This is a genomic window from Geodermatophilus aquaeductus, assembly GCF_900182545.1.
GTDB classification, from domain to species: Bacteria; Actinomycetota; Actinomycetes; order Mycobacteriales; family Geodermatophilaceae; genus Geodermatophilus; species Geodermatophilus aquaeductus.
Genome location: NZ_FXTJ01000004.1, coordinates 196,154 through 211,226, shown reverse-complemented (window position 1 = coordinate 211,226; position 15,073 = coordinate 196,154). Strand labels below are relative to the sequence as shown.

General features: G+C 75.2%; 16 protein-coding genes. 7 read left to right on the top strand and 9 right to left on the bottom strand.

From position 1 onward, the window contains the following. The first annotated feature begins 88 nt into the window (after positions 1-88). Entirely contained in the window at positions 89-631 is a 543-nt protein-coding gene (locus FN207_RS12305) for a GNAT family N-acetyltransferase (protein ID WP_142458798.1), read from the top strand. Between the two features lie 7 nt (positions 632-638). Here the strand turns inward: FN207_RS12305 and FN207_RS12300 are convergent, their stop codons facing one another. Genes FN207_RS12300 through FN207_RS12290 form a run of 3 tightly spaced genes read right to left on the bottom strand, consistent with a single transcriptional unit; the run spans position 639 to position 3,352 of the window. Next, entirely contained in the window at positions 639-1,505 is an 867-nt protein-coding gene (locus FN207_RS12300) for a lysophospholipid acyltransferase family protein (protein WP_142458797.1), read from the bottom strand. 41 nt (positions 1,506-1,546) lie between these two features. Further along, on the bottom strand, positions 1,547-2,701 hold the full coding sequence (locus FN207_RS12295) for a carboxylate-amine ligase (RefSeq protein WP_142458796.1): 1,155 nt from the start codon (positions 2,699-2,701) through the stop codon (positions 1,547-1,549). A gap of 42 nt (positions 2,702-2,743) precedes the next feature. Then, entirely contained in the window at positions 2,744-3,352 is a 609-nt protein-coding gene (locus FN207_RS12290) for a TetR/AcrR family transcriptional regulator (protein WP_246066006.1), read from the bottom strand. Between the two features lie 187 nt (positions 3,353-3,539). On the opposite strand from FN207_RS12290, the gene FN207_RS12285 reads away from it, so the two are divergent. The 5 genes from FN207_RS12285 (at position 3,540) to FN207_RS12265 (ending at position 8,387) form a co-directional block, all read left to right on the top strand. After that, complete coding sequence (locus FN207_RS12285) at positions 3,540-4,343, top strand: SDR family NAD(P)-dependent oxidoreductase (RefSeq protein ID WP_142458794.1); 804 nt, start codon at positions 3,540-3,542, stop codon at positions 4,341-4,343. A gap of 26 nt (positions 4,344-4,369) precedes the next feature. Then, positions 4,370-5,488 (top strand): DUF5938 domain-containing protein, encoded by a 1,119-nt coding sequence (locus FN207_RS12280; RefSeq protein ID WP_142458793.1) that lies wholly within the window; start codon positions 4,370-4,372, stop codon positions 5,486-5,488. Beyond that, positions 5,485-7,041 (top strand): AMP-binding protein, encoded by a 1,557-nt coding sequence (locus FN207_RS12275; RefSeq protein WP_142458792.1) that lies wholly within the window; start codon positions 5,485-5,487, stop codon positions 7,039-7,041. Before FN207_RS12280 ends, FN207_RS12275 begins: the two co-directional genes overlap by 4 nt. A 72-nt stretch (positions 7,042-7,113) precedes the next feature. Further along, positions 7,114-7,437, top strand: a complete 324-nt coding sequence (locus FN207_RS12270; RefSeq protein ID WP_142458791.1) for a hypothetical protein — start codon at positions 7,114-7,116, stop codon at positions 7,435-7,437. 95 nt (positions 7,438-7,532) lie between these two features. Continuing rightward, positions 7,533-8,387, top strand: a complete 855-nt coding sequence (locus FN207_RS12265) for a hypothetical protein (RefSeq protein ID WP_142458790.1) — start codon at positions 7,533-7,535, stop codon at positions 8,385-8,387. Between the two features lie 73 nt (positions 8,388-8,460). Here FN207_RS12265 and FN207_RS12260 read toward each other — a convergent pair whose 3' ends face one another. From FN207_RS12260 to FN207_RS12240, 5 genes are all read right to left on the bottom strand, one after another. Then, positions 8,461-8,757 carry a DUF1540 domain-containing protein gene (locus FN207_RS12260; RefSeq protein ID WP_142458789.1) on the bottom strand — a complete coding sequence of 99 codons (297 nt, stop codon included), beginning with the start codon at positions 8,755-8,757 and terminating at the stop codon, positions 8,461-8,463. Positions 8,758-9,001: 244 nt separating this feature from the next. Continuing rightward, positions 9,002-10,585: an Rv2578c family radical SAM protein gene (locus FN207_RS12255; RefSeq protein WP_142458788.1), complete on the bottom strand. Its 1,584-nt coding sequence runs from the start codon at positions 10,583-10,585 to the stop codon at positions 9,002-9,004. 147 nt (positions 10,586-10,732) lie between these two features. After that, on the bottom strand, positions 10,733-11,653 hold the full coding sequence (locus FN207_RS12250; protein WP_142458787.1) for a DMT family transporter: 921 nt from the start codon (positions 11,651-11,653) through the stop codon (positions 10,733-10,735). Positions 11,654-11,681: 28 nt separating this feature from the next. Next, the gene (locus FN207_RS12245; protein WP_142458786.1) at positions 11,682-12,149 is read right to left on the bottom strand and encodes an Lrp/AsnC family transcriptional regulator; all 468 of its coding nucleotides are present in this window, start codon (positions 12,147-12,149) and stop codon (positions 11,682-11,684) included. Next, complete coding sequence (locus tag FN207_RS12240) at positions 12,124-13,263, bottom strand: M24 family metallopeptidase (protein WP_142458785.1); 1,140 nt, start codon at positions 13,261-13,263, stop codon at positions 12,124-12,126. The genes FN207_RS12245 and FN207_RS12240 overlap by 26 nt, the downstream gene beginning before the upstream one ends. 77 nt (positions 13,264-13,340) lie before the next feature. Here FN207_RS12240 and FN207_RS12235 point away from each other — a divergent pair, with 77 nt between their 5' ends. Continuing rightward, entirely contained in the window at positions 13,341-14,258 is a 918-nt protein-coding gene (locus FN207_RS12235) for a 5'-3' exonuclease (RefSeq protein WP_142459006.1), read from the top strand. A 33-nt stretch (positions 14,259-14,291) separates the two neighbouring features. Here FN207_RS12235 and FN207_RS12230 read toward each other — a convergent pair whose 3' ends face one another. Beyond that, on the bottom strand, positions 14,292-14,930 hold the full coding sequence (locus FN207_RS12230) for a DUF4333 domain-containing protein (RefSeq protein ID WP_142458784.1): 639 nt from the start codon (positions 14,928-14,930) through the stop codon (positions 14,292-14,294). Positions 14,931-15,073 lie beyond the last annotated feature (143 nt).

Here is a 15,073-nt window from a genome sequence, read left to right as displayed (position 1 = left end):
AGCATGACGGCGCGCCCGGACCGCTCCGGCGGCGGGTCCGGGGACGGGTGCCGGGGATAGCGCGGGGCGTGCCGGGTAGGCAGCCGCGGTGCCGGACGGGGAACTGCTCACCGACCGGCTGCGGCTGCGCCCGTGGACCACCCGCCGCGACGACCTCGCCCGGCTGACCGACATCTACTGCCGCGAGGAGGTCACCCGCTGGCTGGGCGGCACCCCCTCGGTGGGCCCGGTCGAGCTGGTCTGCCGCTGGGCGCAGATCCGCCGCGCCGACCCCCTGCACGGCACCTGGGCGATCGAGGTCCGCGACGAGAGCCCCGCGGGGTCCGCGCCGGTGGTCGCCGGCACGGTGCTGCTCAAGCCGCTGCCCGGCGGCGTCGGGGAGGTCGAGGTGGGCTGGCACCTGCACCCGGACTGCTGGGGCCGCGGCTACGCCACCGAGGCGGCGCGCGCGGTGGTCGCGCACGCCTTCGGCGCCGGGCTGCCGGAGGTCTACGCCGTCGTGCGGCCCGGCAACGAGGCGTCCCTGGCGGTCTGCCGGCGCCTGGGCATGGCGTCGCTGGGGCGGCTGCGCCGCTGGTACGACGTCGAGCTGGAGGTCTTCCGGCTGATGGCGCCGGTTGTGGTGGAGTAGCCGAGCGTCAGGCGGCATCGCGGCGGCGGGTCAGGGCGCGCAGGCGGGCGCGGCGGGAGGTCCGCGGCTTGACCCGGGTGCCGTTGGCGTCGTCGCGGTCGCGCCGGGCGGCCTCCTCCAGCGTGGGTGCGGTGCCGCCGAGGTGCCGGGGGACCCACCACAGGTCGTCGGGGCCCTCGGGCTGCTGCGGATAGCTGCGCTGGGCCTCGTCGAGGAGCGCCACCATGGCCTCACGGGTGCGGGCCAGCAGCTCCGCGGGCGTCTCGCCGGGCGCGGGGGTGATGGGCTCGCCGAGGAGCACGGTCACCGCGCGGCCGCGGGTGAGGTCCACGGGGTGCTTCTTGGTGGCCACCCGGTGCCCGCCCCACACCGCGGCCGGGATGATCGGCACGCCGGCATTGAAGGCCATGCGGGCCGCGCCGGCCTTGAGGTCCTTGACGGTGAAGGACTGGCTGATCGTCGCCTCGGGGAAGACGCCGACCAGCTCGCCGTCCTTCAGGGCCCGGACGGCGGCGTCGAAGGCGGCCGCGCCGGCCTTGCGGTCGACCGGGATGTGCTTCATGGCCCGCATGAACGGCCCGGCGAACCAGTGGCCGAACACGGAGGCCTTGGCCATGAACCGCACCAGGCGGTGCCGGGGCAGCGCGCCCAGGCCCAGGAAGGTGAAGTCCAGGTAGCTGACGTGGTTGCTGCAGATCACCGCGCCGCCGGAGGTCGGCACGTGCTCGGAGCCGCGGACGTCGAACCGCAGGCGCAGCAGCCGGAAGACCACCAGCGCGACCCGGATGACCAGCCGGTAGGGCCCGTCCCCGCGGCCCGGCCGCCGTCCGAACAGGTCGCGCCGCACCACGTCGTGCCAGCTGGCGGTGTACATGACGGGACGATATCCGGCTCTCCTGGGGACGTCCTGTGTGGTCACTCCCCGATCGTCGTGAGATCCCCGGCCGTGAGGTGCACGGCCGCGCGCACCACCGCGGTCAGGTCCCCGGTCTCGCGGTGCACCCGCCGCTGCAGGTCCGCGCCGGTCCCGCGGTCCAGGACCGCCGCCACGCCGTCGGCAACCCGCCGCCGGTCGCCGGTGGCCTCCAGGGCCGGTCCCACGTGCTCCAGCAGCGCCGCGACGACGTCGGCGGCCGGGGCGGGGCGGCCCGTCCGCGGGTGCACCAGGTCGCCGGTGGTCCCCGAGCGGCCGGCCCGCCAGGCGGCCACCCGCAGCAGCTCGCTGCGCACCTGCGGCGCCGGGACGCCCTCGCGCCACTCGCGGGCGGCGGTCTCCACCAGGCCGCGGGCCAGCCCGGCGTGGGTGACGGCGTCCTCCACCCGCAGCGCGACGTCGGCGATGCGCACTTCGACCGTCGGCCAGGTCCGCGAGAGCCGGGCGTCGAAGTAGACCATCCCGGCGTCGACGATCGTGCCCGTGGCGACGAGGTCGGCGACCACGCGGTGGTAGGTGGCGGCGTCGCCGAAGGTCTCGGTGGCGCCCGAGGAGGGCCAGCGGTTCCACGCCTGCGACCGGAAGCTGGCGTACCCGGAGTCCGCGCCCAGCCAGAACGGCGAGTTCGCGGTCAGCGCGGTGAGCACCGGCAGCCACACGCGGATCCGGTCGAGGACGGCCACGCCCTCCTCGTCGTCGGCCACCGAGACGTGCACGTGACACCCGCAGGTCAGCTGGTCGCGGGCGATGAGCCCGAAGGTGTCGGTCATGTCGCCGTAGCGCTCACCGGGCGTCGTCTCCGGCTGCACCGCGACCGGCGAGGTGGCCAGCGCCGCCACCCGGGCCCCCACGGCGCGGGCGGCGGCGTCGGCCCGCCCGCGCCAGTACCGCAGCTCGCCGGTCACCTCGGCCAGGTCGGTGCACACCCGCGTGCCGAGCTCGAGCTGCTCCTGCTTGAGCTCGGGCACCAGGTGCCCGGGGGACTCCCCTCCCCCGTCGCCGGCCCGCTCGTGCTGCTCCGGGGTCTCGCCCTCCCCGCGCCGGGCGGCTACCGCCAGGGCCTCCGGGCCCCGTGGCACCGGCGTCCCCGACGGGTCGACGACGAGCAGCTCCTCCTCGACCCCGACCGTGCGCACCGGCACATCGTTCACCGCCGTTCCCGGGGACCGCAGGACGGGTCAGTGCACGAGCTGCGGCAGGACCTCCTGCACGGCCGCCCGCAGCGACGGCGCCGCCTGCGGGTCCCCGGCGAGCTGGCGCAGCAGGGCCTGCTGGAAGAGCCCGTCGAGGACGGCGTAGAAGGCCGCCGAGGACGCCCGCGGGCGGGTGCCGGACAGCTCGGCGTAGCGGCTGACCACCCGCCACACCATCCGCTCGAGCAGCAGGTCGATCTCGGCGACGTCGGCGCGGAAGGCGGGCTCGAACATCGACTGGTTGCGCAGGTCGTACCAGAGCCGGTGCATCTGCGGCTCGCCGGTGAGGGTCGCGGTCTGCTCCCGCAGGAATCCCGCGACCAGCTCCTCGGCGGTGCGCGCCGTGGCCACCGCCTCGTCGTAGCGGGTCGCGCAGCGCGCCTTGTACTCGCGCACGCAGTGGGTGATCAGCTCCACCTTGTCGCGGAAGTAGTAGTGCAGGACCCCGTGGGAGAACTCCGAGCGGGCGGCGATGTCGCGCAGGCCGGTGCGGGCGTAGCCGAGCTCGGCGAGCGTCTCCAGCGCGGCCGCGGCGAGCTCGCTGCGGCGCTGGGCCACCTTGTCCACGGCGCGCCCCTCGACTGCGGGACCCACGGCTCTCCTCCGGTGCAGGGGGCGGGCAGCGGTCCTGCGCCCGGACGGAGCGTAGCCGCGCGACCGCTGTCTTGACGAGTGTCCAGGAAAGTCTTGACGGTCGTCCAGAGACGGGTCGAGCATGACCCGCGTCACACCGGCGGCCCAGCCCTGCGCCCCCGGACGCCTCGACGACGAGGAGAGACCCATGACGGTCCCCGCACTGCACGGCCGCAAGGCGCTGGTCACCGGAGGTGCCCGCGGCCTCGGCCAGGGCATGGCCCAGGCCCTGGCCCGCGCCGGCGCCTCGGTGGTCGTCGCCGACGTCCTCGACGAGGAGGCCGCCGAGACCGCCCGGGTCCTCGCCAAGGAGGGCGTGACCGCCGGCGCGGTGCACCTCGACGTCACCGACGAGGCCGGCTGGGAGGCTGCGGTCGCCGCCACGGTGGAGCAGCTCGGCGGGCTCGACGTCCTGGTCAACAACGCCGGGGTGGAGATCACCGCCCTGGTCACCGAGATCGACCCGGCCGACCTGCGCCGCATGCTCGACGTCAACGTCGTCGGCACCGCCCTGGGCCTCAAGCACGGGCTGCGCGCGATGCGCCCCGGCGGCGCGGCGGGCACCGGCGGCTCGATCGTCAACGTCTCCTCGGTGGCGGCGACCATCGCCTTCCCGGGGATCGCCGGCTACTCCGCCACCAAGTCCGCCGTCGACCGGATGACCCGCATCGCGGCCGCCGAGGCCGGGAAGCTCGGCTACGGCGTCCGCGTCAACTGCGTCTACCCCGGCCTGGTGCCCACCGCGATGGGCATGCAGCTCGCCGTCGACTGCGCCGAGATCGGCCTGTTCGACGACCCCCAGGCCGCCGTCGAGGCCGTCGTGGCCCAGACCCCCTCCGGACGGCTCGGCGAGGTGGCCGACATGGCCGACGCCGTCGTCTTCCTCGCCTCCGACGCCGCCCGCTTCGTCAACGGCACCGGGCTCGCCGTCGACGGCGGCATGGGCTCCTGACCCCCATCCCCACGAGGAGACCCGCCATGAGCACCAAGCCCGTCGTCGTCTACGGCGCCTCCGGCTACACCGGCCGGCTGATCTGCGAGTACCTGCGCGAGCTCAACGTCCCCTTCGTCGCCGCCGGCCGGGACAAGGACCGCGTGCAGGACGTCGTCGGGAGGATCCCCGGCATCGAGACCGCCGACCACGACGTCGTCGAGGTCGAGCACACCGTCGAGGCGCTCACCGACCTGTTCACCGGCGCGAGCGTCGTGTGCAACACCGTCGGGCCCTTCATCAAGTACGGGCCCGAGGTGGCCGAGGCGTGCCTGGCCACCGGCGCCCACTACCTGGACACCACCGGCGAGCAGGACTGGGTCCTCGACGCCCAGCAGCGCTTCGGGACGGCGTTCGCCGAGAAGGGGCTGCTGCTGGCCCCCGGCATCGCGCAGATGTACACGACCGGGGAGATCGCGGCCAACATCGCGCTGGAGACCCCCGGCCTGGACACCCTCGACGTCCTGGTCCTGTGGAAGGGGTTCCCGACCGCCGCCTCCACCGAGACGATCTTCACCATCCTCAAGGCGGAGTGGTTCCACCTGGCCGAGAACCAGTACGTGAAGGTCGACCCCCTGGCGAAGTGGGACGTCGTCGTCCCCGGGCAGCACGAGCTCGGCCTGGCCGTGCCGTGGGGCGGCACCGCGCACCCGGTGTGGTTCAAGGACGATCCGCGGGTGTCCAGCGTCAAGGTGGCCGGCGGGGTGATGAACCGCCCGGTGATGGAGGCCGTCGTGGCGACCACCGCGATGGTGGAGAGCGACATCAAGACGCTGCCGCGCGAGCAGTGGGACGACAAGCTGGCCGAGATCGCCGCGGCGTGGTCCTCGGGCATGCCGCCCCGGGAGAACCCGCGACTGAACACCTCGGTGGACTCGGTGCACGCCTCGGGCCCGCTGGGCCGCAAGCACGTCGTCATCCACGGCAACTCGAACTACAAGCAGACCGGGCTGCTGCAGGCGTGGGCGGCCATGTCGCTGCTGCAGCAGCCGCCGCTGCGCACCGGGCTGGCCTCCGGCTGCCAGGCCTTCGGGCACCGGCAACTGCTCGGGGTGCTGCGCCAGTTCGGCCTCGTGCTCGACCCGGTGGTGACCGAGCACCGATGAGCCTCACCGCGTACCTCGACAAGGGGGCCTCGATCGGCCCGGACGCCGCGTGCCTGACCTGCGGGGACCGCACGATGACCTACGCCGAGGTACAGCGGCACAGCCGGCGGGTCGCCGGGGCGCTCGCGCGCTCCGGCGTCCTGCCGGGCGACCCGGTGGCGGTGCTGTCGGGCAACGACCCCACCGCCTTCGCCTCCGTGTTCGGCATCGCCCGGGCCGGCGCGGTGTGGTGCCCGGTCAACCCGCGCAACGAGGCCGGGGAGAACCGCGAGCTGCTCGACCTGTTCGGGTGCACCGCGCTGCTCTACCAGCGCTCCTACGCGCCGCTCGTGGCCGCGATCCGCGACTCCCTGCCGCGGCTGGCCACGCTGGTCTGCCTCGACGGCGAGGGCGACCGCGACGACCCGTCCCTGGCCGACTGGCTCGAGGGCGCCCCCGACGGCGACGACACCTGGGCCGCGGACGCCGAACCGCCCGGCGGCCTGGTGATGCTGGTCGGCACCGGCGGCACCACCGGCCGGCCCAAGGGCGTCCGGCTCACCGACCGCAACGTCGAGACCATGTCGGCGCTGACGCTGATGAGCTACCCGTTCGACGGGCGGCCCACCTACCTGGCGCTCGCCCCGCTCACCCACGCCGCCGGCGTCCTGTGCTTCCCGGTGATGGCCCTCGGCGGCGAGATCGTCGTCATGCCCGCGCCCGACCTCGGGGAGTTCCTGGCGCTGACGCAACGCCACCGGGTCACCCACGCCTTCCTGCCGCCGACGCTGGTCTACATGCTCCTGGACCACCCCGACCTCGAGGGCACGGACCTGTCCTCGCTGCAGTGCCTCTGGTACGGCGCCGCGCCCATGTCCCCGCACCGCCTCGAGGAGGCCATCCGGCGCATCGGCCCCGTGCTCGGGCAGCTGTTCGGGCAGTCGGAGGCGCCGATGATGATCTCGACGATGTCGCCGGCCGAGCACCTGCACCCCGACGGCACCCCGGCGCGCGAGCGGTTCTCCTCCGCCGGCCGGCCGACCCCGCTGACCACCGTGGCCGTCATGGACGACGAGGGGCGGCTGCTCCCGGCCGGCGAGCGCGGGGAGATCGTCGTCCGCGGGTCGCTGGTGATGGACGGCTACCACCGCGCCCCCGCGGCCACCGCCGAGTCGAGCCGCTTCGGCTGGCACCACACCGGCGACGTCGGCTACCTCGACGAGGAGGGCTGGCTGTACCTCGTCGACCGCGCGAAGGACATGATCATCAGCGGCGGCTTCAACGTGTACTCCGCCGAGGTCGAGCAGGCGCTGATGGCCCATCCCGGCGTCCAGGACTGCGCCGTCGTCGGGCTGCCCGACGAGAAGTGGGGCGAGCGGGTGGTCGCCGTCGTGCAGGCCCGTGTCGGCGCGGCGCTCGATCCCGCCGACGTCCGGGCCTTCGCCCGCGCGCGCGTCGGCGGCGTCAAGGCGCCCAAGGAGGTGCTCGTCTGGCCCGACCTCCCCCGCTCGAAGGTCGGCAAGGTGCTCAAGCCCGACATCCGCGCACGCCTGGTACTCGCCGACGGGACCTAGCAGGCCGCGACCCCTCCCCCGCGGGCCCGCGGGCGTGGTACCCATCCGCGCCCGCACCCCCAGGAGGACCCCGTGACGCTCGGCCGCATCCTCGGCATCGCCCTCCTGCCCGTCGGCGGTCTCGCCGTGTTCCTGGGCTGGTACCTGGCCGACCAGCGGCCCGACCAGGCCGCGGGCGGCTGGGTGGTCGCGGGGATCGGCGTCCTCCTGGTGCTGGTGACGGCGGGCATGGCGGTCACCGGCCGGCCGCGGGTGCCGGTCTCCCCCGGCGGCCGGCCGGCTGCGGGCGCCGCCGCGTCCGCGGCCGGCATCGGGACGGCCCTGGCCGGGCTCCCCGACCTCGGCGCCTCCGCGGACGGCGGATCCGGGCTGCTCGACGCCCTCGACCTCCTCTGACCCACGGAGGGAGCCCCCCGTGGCGTCGTTGTCGGGTGTTGTTCTTGGTCGTGAAAAATTGACGGTTAGTTGGGGATAACGGGTAAGGTACCGTCATGGCGAAGGGGTGGCAGGGACCGCTGCCGGCGATGCCGGCACTGCCCGCGGCGCGCGCATGGGCCAGGCTCGCGGCACCCGAGGGCTACGCCGTGCAGTGGCGCCGGCTCGTCGACGCCGCCCTGGAGCTCGGCCTCGGTCCCGAGGAGCTCGCCGAGGGCGGGATGGACGACGTCGCCGCGGCCCGGGGCTGGAAGCCGGCCACCGTCACCCTCTACAGCAAGGTCGCCCGCTACGGCGGCGTCCCCCTGCCCACGCCCCCGACGCCCGAGCCCGACCCGCGGACGCTGGACCTGCGGCCGCTCACCGAGGTCCGCAGCGAGGACCCCGAGCACCTGCGCACGGTCGTCTGGTGCGCGATCGCGCTGCGCTGGCCGGCGCCCGTGGGCAGCTTCCGGGACCTGCGCCGCGAGCAGGTGCACGCCACGGCCAGGCGCCTGGTCGTCACCACCGACGACGGCGAGTGGTCGGTGCCCGGGGCGCTGACCGCGTGGCACGCCTGGGAGGCGGTGCGCAACCGCTTCCCCGCCCTGGCCGACAGCCCGTGGGTGCTGCCCGCGCTGCGTCGCGGTCCGGGCTACACCTCACACGTGGGCGGGCGGCTGTCCAGCCAGGCGCTGCAGGTGACGTTCACCAAGCACGCGGTGCGGACGGCGCTGTACCTGCGGGCCACGACGGCGGGCGCACGCCGCGCGCGGGCCGAGGCGCTGGCCGCCGTCTACGAGACGTTGTCCTACGACTCCTACCGCCGGCTGGCCCTCGCCGCCGGCGCCGAGCCGGTGGCCGCCCGCGGCGCCGTCCGCGCCGAGCGGGCGACCCGGGCGAACAGGGCCGCGGCCGCACCGCCGGCCTGAGCCCCTCCCCTCCCCCGCACAGCACGACGGCCCGGGCGGGTGCCCGGGCCGTGCGTAGAGGTGCGGTGGAGCGTCAGGCGGGAGAGAAGGTCAGGCAGTGGGCGGTGTCGTGGTCGAGGCCCACCCGGATGCCGTCGGCACGGCACTCGAGGGCGTCGTTGTGCCGGCAGTCGGTGCGCTGGCAGGCACCGACCTGGGCCTCGGCCCGCGGCAGCCCGCCGCGGACGGTCAGGGGGATGAAGGTGCCGCAGTCCGCGCTGCCGTCGTGACCGCTCACGGTGATCGCGAAAGCGTGACAGCCGTGGTCGTGGTCGTTGTAGGAGCAGCCGCTGACGGTGCACTCACTGACGGGGGGCATGACGGTGGTCATCTCTGGTCCTCCGGAGTCGGATGGATCGGCTGACCAGAGTGTGCCGCAGAATGGCTCAGAGAACGAGCCGAGGACCATTCCGCGTGTCGAATCCCCGCCATTCCTGAGGGTAGCCTTGCCTGCGCAACAACAGGTCAGCGGCCCGATGGCGTCTCGTTTCAGGGAAGGCTACCCTCGCCTGGGCGGCCATTTCGGTTGCGGTCCGCAATGGTCAGGACAGCCTTCCCTGACCATTTCCGGGGCCTCAGACGAGGGCGAGCTGGCCGGGGACGTCGTCGGCCCGGGCCCTCCGCGACCGGGCTCCCCGCGGGCGGTCGGTGGCGGCGTCGCGGGCCGGCGGCAGGCTGCCGGCCGGGAAGGCCGCCTCGTCGTCGCCGGGGACGCCCGAGGGCGCCTCGGCACCCCGTGCCGCTCCCCCGGAGCGGCCGTCGAGCCCGTGCCGGCGCAGCAGCGGCGTGACCCGCTCGGCGAGCCACGCCCGGTACTCCGCCGGCACGTAGGCACCCCCGCGGTAGAGCTGCCGGTAGCGCCCGACGAGGGAGGGGTGCTCGCGGGCCAGCCAGGCGGAGAACCACTCCCGGGCGCCGGGGCGCAGGTGCAGCGGCACCACGGTGACGCCGGTGGCGCCGGCCTCGGCGATCGCCCCGAGCGCCGCGTCGAGGTCGGACTGCCGGTCGGTGAGGCCCGGCAGCACCGGGGCGAGGAAGACACCGCAGGGCAGGCCGGCGTCGGTGACCGCGCGCACCAGGTCCAGCCGGGCGCGAGGCGAGGGCACGCCCGGCTCGAGGCTCGCGTGCAGGTCGTCGTCCCAGATGGCCAGGGAGACGCCGAAGCCGACCGGGACGTCCCGCGCGGCGTCGGCGAGCAGCGGGAGGTCGCGGCGGGCCAGCGTGCCCTTGGTGAGGATGGAGAACGGCGTCCCGGAGTCGGCCAACGCCCGGATGACCCCGGGCATCAGCCGGTAGCGCCCCTCGGCGCGCTGGTAGGGATCGGTGTTCGTGCCCAGCGCCACGTGCCGGCGCTTCGCCGACGGCCTGGCCAGCTCGCGGCGCAGCACCTCGACGAGATTGGTCTTCACGACGATCTGCGTGTCGAAGTCCCGACCGGCGTCCAGGTCGAGCCACTCGTGCGTCGAGCGAGCGAAGCAGTTGTGGCTGATGACCCCGTTGGCCACGAAGTCACCGGTCCCGGTGGTGATGTCGAACATCGGCATCTCGAGACCGAGCGCCTGCAGGTCGGCGACCTCGAGAGCCGCATCGCCCGTGACGGCGGCGCCCACGACCGGGACCGCCCCCGACTGTCCGCATCCGAGCAATCGGTCACCGGTCGTCAGGGAGGGGCCGGCCGGGGACGGCGTGACGTACGCCCATCCGCCCGTGGCGAGGAACCGGTGGTCGCCACTGGCGACGAGCTCCGTGCCGTCGGCCAGGGTGACGCGGTGGGCGGGCTTGACGGTGCCCCAGTGGGCCAGGACCTCGGTCGGCACGTAGTGCCGGTAGGTGCCACGGCGCTCCGTGCCGACGATGCGGTCCCCCACCCGGAGGTCCGAGATCGGCCGCTGGCTGCCGTCGGCCATGAGGATCCGTGTGTCACCGGCTACGCAGTACACGCACTGGTGGAGGCAACCCCGATAGGGGTTGATCGTGTGCGAGAACGGCATCCGGGAGCCCTCGGGCACCGGGTTGAGCGCCGACCGGCACAGCACCTCGTGCATCGTCACACCGGGGAACTCGGGCACCTCGACGCTGCGCAGCAGCCCGCGCAGGCTCGGCATGCCCGGCAGCAGCGACTCGTCGTCGGCGTCGAGCCGCTGGGCGTCCCACCTCATGCTGCTGATGCGAACACGTGTTCGACGCCGTGTCCAGTCGCACCGCCGTTGCTGCTCTTCCCCACTTCTGACGTGCCCACCGAGTGCGTTCGGCGCGTAGTTGGGGATAACGGTCATGTGGTCCGCGGGACGAGGACCGGGCGCAGGTCAGCCGCGGACCGCGGTCCCCGCCGGCTCCGGCGCCTGCCCGCCGCTGCGGGTGAGCAGGACGACGCCGACCACGGCGACGAGCGCGGCGCAGCCCCACACCCCCGCCCGCCCGGGCTCCAGGTGCTCGTCGAGCAGCAGCCGGGCTGCCGGCACGGCGGTGAGCGGGTCGAACACCACGAGCGCGGGCAGCGACCAGTTGAGCGAGCCGCGCCCGTAGGCCTGCTGGGCGCCCACCTGGGACGCCACGGAGGCCACCACCGCGCCCCAGAGCGCGGGACGGACCAGCGTGCCGGTCACGCCCGCGGTCTCCAGCCCGGTGAGTGCCGCCGAGACCAGCACCGCGGCCACGCCGGCGGCCAGGCCCCCGGTGACGCCGCAGGCCAGGGCGGGACCGGGGCCCGTGCCGAGCCGCGCCGTGGCCGCCACCGCGAGCACGACCAGCGCGACGGCGACCACGGGAGCCCAGCCGGACGGCGGCCCGTCGGGCATCCCCCGGCCCGGGCGGGCGGCCACCACGAAGACGACGAGCCCGCCCACCGTCAGCACGGCCCCGGCCCACTCCGTTCGGCTCGGCAGCTGCCGCGCACGGACGGCGCGCACCCCGAGCGCGGCGACCAGCGCGCCGGCGAGCAGCGGCTGCACGAGGGCCACCGGCGCCAGCGCGAGCGCGGCCACCTGCGCCCCGGTGCCGGTCGTGGTGGCCACCTGCCCCAGCAGCCAGGTGCGCTGGCGCACCAGCGTCCGCATCCGCAGCCGCCCGCCGGCGGCCGCGCGGGCGGCCGCCTCGTGCTGGAGGACCGAGCCGAGACCGAAGAGCAGCGCCGCCACCAGGGCCAGCACCGTGCCGGGCAGGTGCTCGCCCGCCCCGCGGGGCAGGTCCTGGGCGGACGCGGACGCTGCGGCGGCCCAGGCGGTCACCGCACCACTCTGCCGGGCCGGGCGCGGCTCACACGGGTGGACGGTCCTCGTAGAAGGTCGAGAGGACGACGGTGGTGCGGGTGGCCACGTTGGCGGTGGTGCGGATCTCGCGCAGCAGCGCCTCGAGCGCCTCCGGCGAGGCCACCCGCACCTTGAGCAGGTAGCTCTCCACCCCGGCCACCGAGTAGCAGGCCTCGATGGCGTCGAGGTGCGTGAGCTTGGCGGGGGCGTCGTCGGCCTGTGCCTGGTCCAGCGGGGTGATCGACACGAACGCCGTCAGCCCCGCGCCCACCTGGCGGGCGTCGATCGTCGCCCGGTAGCCGGTGATCAGGCCGCGCTGCTCGAGTCGGCGCACCCGCTGGTGCACCGCCGACACCGACAGGCCCACCCGCTCGGCGAGCTCGGTGTAGCTGGCCCGCCCGTCCCGCGCCAGGGCGGCCAGCAGCGCCCGGTCGACGTCGGCGGTGTGCTCAGCCGGGGAGGACGACGAGCTCACGGGGACCCTCGTTCAGCGTGCGGACGCCGTCGTCGGTGCAGACCACGATGTCCTCGATGCGCGCGCCGCAGCGCCCGGCGAGGTAGATGCCCGGCTCCACGGAGAAGGCCATGCCCGGCTCCAGGGGCAGGGTGTTGCCCGCGACGATGTAGGGCGCCTCGTGGGTGTCGAGGCCGATGCCGTGGCCGGTGCGGTGGATGAAGTGCCCGCCCCACCCGGCGGCGGTGATCCGGTCGCGGGCGACGGCGTCGACCTCCTCGGCGCTCACCCCGGGGCGGACGGCGGCGACGGCGGCCTCCTGCGCGTCCTGCAGGACCGCGTACCACTCGGCCACCTCGGCGTCGGGCTCGCCGCCGACGACGTAGGTGCGGGTGCAGTCGGAGCGGTAGCCGGTGGCCGTCTCCCCGCCGATGTCGACGACGACGAGGTCGCCGGCCTCCACCACCCGGCCGGAGAGCTCGTGGTGCGGGCTGGCGCCGTTGGGGCCGGACCCGACGATGGTGAAGTCCACGCCCACGTGCCCCTCGGCGAGGATGGCCGCGGCGATGTCGGCGCCCACCTCCGCCTCGGTGCGGCCCACGCGCAGCCACTCCCCCATCCGGGCGTGCACCCGGTCGATGGCGGCACCGGCGAGGGCGAGCTCCTCCACCTCGGCCGGCGTCTTGACCATCCGCAGCCGGTCGAGCACCGGGGTGGCCAGCTCCAGCGCCGACCCCGGCAGCGCCCGGTGCACGCCGAGCGCGTGCTCGGCCCAGGTGCGCGCCCCCACCGCGACCCGCGTCGGCGCGCCGCCCAGCCGGGCGGTCACCTCCCGCGCCAGGACGGCGAAGGCGTCGTCGGTCTCGTCCCAGGCGAGCAACTCCAGCCCGAGCGAGCCGGCCGGGCTCGCGTCGACCATCGGCGCCTCGAGCCGCGGGACGACGAGCAGCGGCTCCCCGGCCCGGGGCACCACGAGTGCGGTCAGCCGCTCCATCGCGTGGGCGTCGTAGCCGCACAGGTAGCGCAGGTCCGAACCCGGTGTGAGGACCAGGACGTCGACGCCGAGCTCGGCGGCGACGCTGCGCGCGGCGTGCACGCGGTCGATGCTGACGAGGGCCCCCGTGCTGCTTGCCACCCCGGGACACTAACCCCGGGGACCGACCGCTCCCGCCGGGGTTTCCCGGACCGTTACCGTCCCCGCCCGTGACGACGATGCTGCTCGACGCCGCGAGCCTCTACTTCCGGGCCTTCTACGGCGTCCCGACCAGCGTGACCTCGCCCGACGGCCGGCCGGTGAACGCCGTCCGCGGGTTCCTCGACATGACCGCCCGGCTGCTCACCGCCCACTCCCCCGACCGGCTGGTGGCCTGCTGGGACGACGACTGGCGCCCGGCCTTCCGCGTCGAGGCGCTGCCGTCGTACAAGGCGCACCGGCTCTCCCCCGATGGCGGGGAGGAGACGCCCGACGAGCTGGGGCCGCAGGTGCCGGTGCTCGTCGACGTGCTGGCCGCGGCCGGGATCACGCGGGTCGGGGCGCCGGGCTTCGAGGCCGACGACGTCATCGGCACGCTGGCCACCCGGGCGCGCGGGCCGGTCGACGTCGTCACCGGGGACCGGGACCTCTTCCAGCTCGTCGACGACGCCCGCGGCGTGCGGGTGCTCTACACCAACCGGGGCATCGCCGACATCGAGGTGGTCGACGAGGCGGCGGTGGCGGCGAAGTACGGGATCCCCGGGCGGTCCTACGCCGACTTCGCGGTGCTGCGCGGCGACCCCAGCGACGGCCTGCCCGGCGTCGCCGGCATCGGCGCGAAGACGGCGGCGGCGCTGATCACGGAGTTCGGCGACCTGGCCGGCATCCGCGCGGCCGCGGCCCGCACCGTGGTGCCGAAGGCGCCGCTGACCGCGGCGGTGCTCAAGCGGCTGCACGCCGGCGGGGAGTACCTCGACGCCGCGCCCGTGGTCGTCGCCGTGGCGCGCGACATCGACATGCCGGCGGTCGAGGGGGCGCTGCCCCGCCGCCCGGCCGACGCCGACGCGCTGGCCGCGCTGGCCGACGCGCACGGGCTGCGGTCGTCGCTGGGCCGGCTGGGCGCGGCCCTCGGGTGGCCGGCCGACGCGCTGGGGTGAGCGCCGGCCGGCCCCGTCCTCGGGGACGCCCCGCTAGGAGGCGACCTCCCAGGTGTAGGCCGCCGCGTCGGCGTCGGTGATCGCGACCTGCAGGGTCACGTCCTCGCCGTCGCCGGTCGTGCCGGTGCACTCGTAGGTGGCGCCGTTCTCCACGACCATCTCGTCGTCGCAGGTCACGTCGACGGACACGCCGAAGGTCTCCTCGAACTGGGTGGCGATGTCGTCCTCGGCCCGCGCCTGGTCCAGGACGTCCTTGCCCAGCACGATCGGCAGGATGATCGCCGCGGCGATCACGACGACGGCCAGCGCCACCAGGCCGATGACCAGCCCCGTGCGCGACTTCTTGGGCGGCTGCTGGCCGTAGGGCTGGCCGTAGGGCCCCGGCTGCTGGCCGTACCCGGGCTGGCCGTACTGGCCGGGCTGCTGCCCGTACTGCCCCGGCTGCCCGAACTGGCCCGGCTGCTGGCCGTAGCCGGGCTGGCCGTACTGGCCCGGCTGCTGGCCCGGCTGGCCGTACCCGCCGGGCTGCTGGCCGAACTGGCCCGGCTGCCCGTACTGCCCACCACCCGGCTGGCCGTACTGCCCCGGCTGCCCGTACTGGCCGGGCTGCTGGCCGAACTGGCCCGGCTGCCCGTACTGCCCCGGCTGGCCACCCTGCGGTGGGTTGGTCATCGTCGCTCCTGCTCGTTCCGTTCGACCCGGACGGGTCCTCCCGGGACACCGCGTCCCGGGAGCGGGGGGATTGTGCACCACCGGAGGCCTCCGGCAGCCCGTGCGCGCCGTGGTCGCCCTCCGCGTCGGGAGCCGTTCCCCCG

Excerpts from the sequence above, each read along its gene's own strand:
- FN207_RS12300 (WP_142458797.1), bottom strand. The coding sequence starts at position 1,505 with ATGTACACCGCCAGCTGGCACGACGTGGTGCGGCGCGACCTGTTCGGA.
- FN207_RS12230 (WP_142458784.1), bottom strand. The coding sequence starts at position 14,930 with ATGACCAACCCACCGCAGGGTGGCCAGCCGGGGCAGTACGGGCAGCCG.
- FN207_RS12280 (WP_142458793.1), top strand. The coding sequence starts at position 4,370 with ATGAGCACCAAGCCCGTCGTCGTCTACGGCGCCTCCGGCTACACCGGC.
- FN207_RS12260 (WP_142458789.1), bottom strand. The coding sequence starts at position 8,757 with ATGACCACCGTCATGCCCCCCGTCAGTGAGTGCACCGTCAGCGGCTGC.
- FN207_RS12285 (WP_142458794.1), top strand. The coding sequence starts at position 3,540 with ATGACGGTCCCCGCACTGCACGGCCGCAAGGCGCTGGTCACCGGAGGT.
- FN207_RS12265 (WP_142458790.1), top strand. The coding sequence starts at position 7,533 with ATGGCGAAGGGGTGGCAGGGACCGCTGCCGGCGATGCCGGCACTGCCC.
- FN207_RS12255 (WP_142458788.1), bottom strand. The coding sequence starts at position 10,585 with ATGAGGTGGGACGCCCAGCGGCTCGACGCCGACGACGAGTCGCTGCTG.
- FN207_RS12235 (WP_142459006.1), top strand. The coding sequence starts at position 13,341 with ATGCTGCTCGACGCCGCGAGCCTCTACTTCCGGGCCTTCTACGGCGTC.
- FN207_RS12275 (WP_142458792.1), top strand. The coding sequence starts at position 5,485 with ATGAGCCTCACCGCGTACCTCGACAAGGGGGCCTCGATCGGCCCGGAC.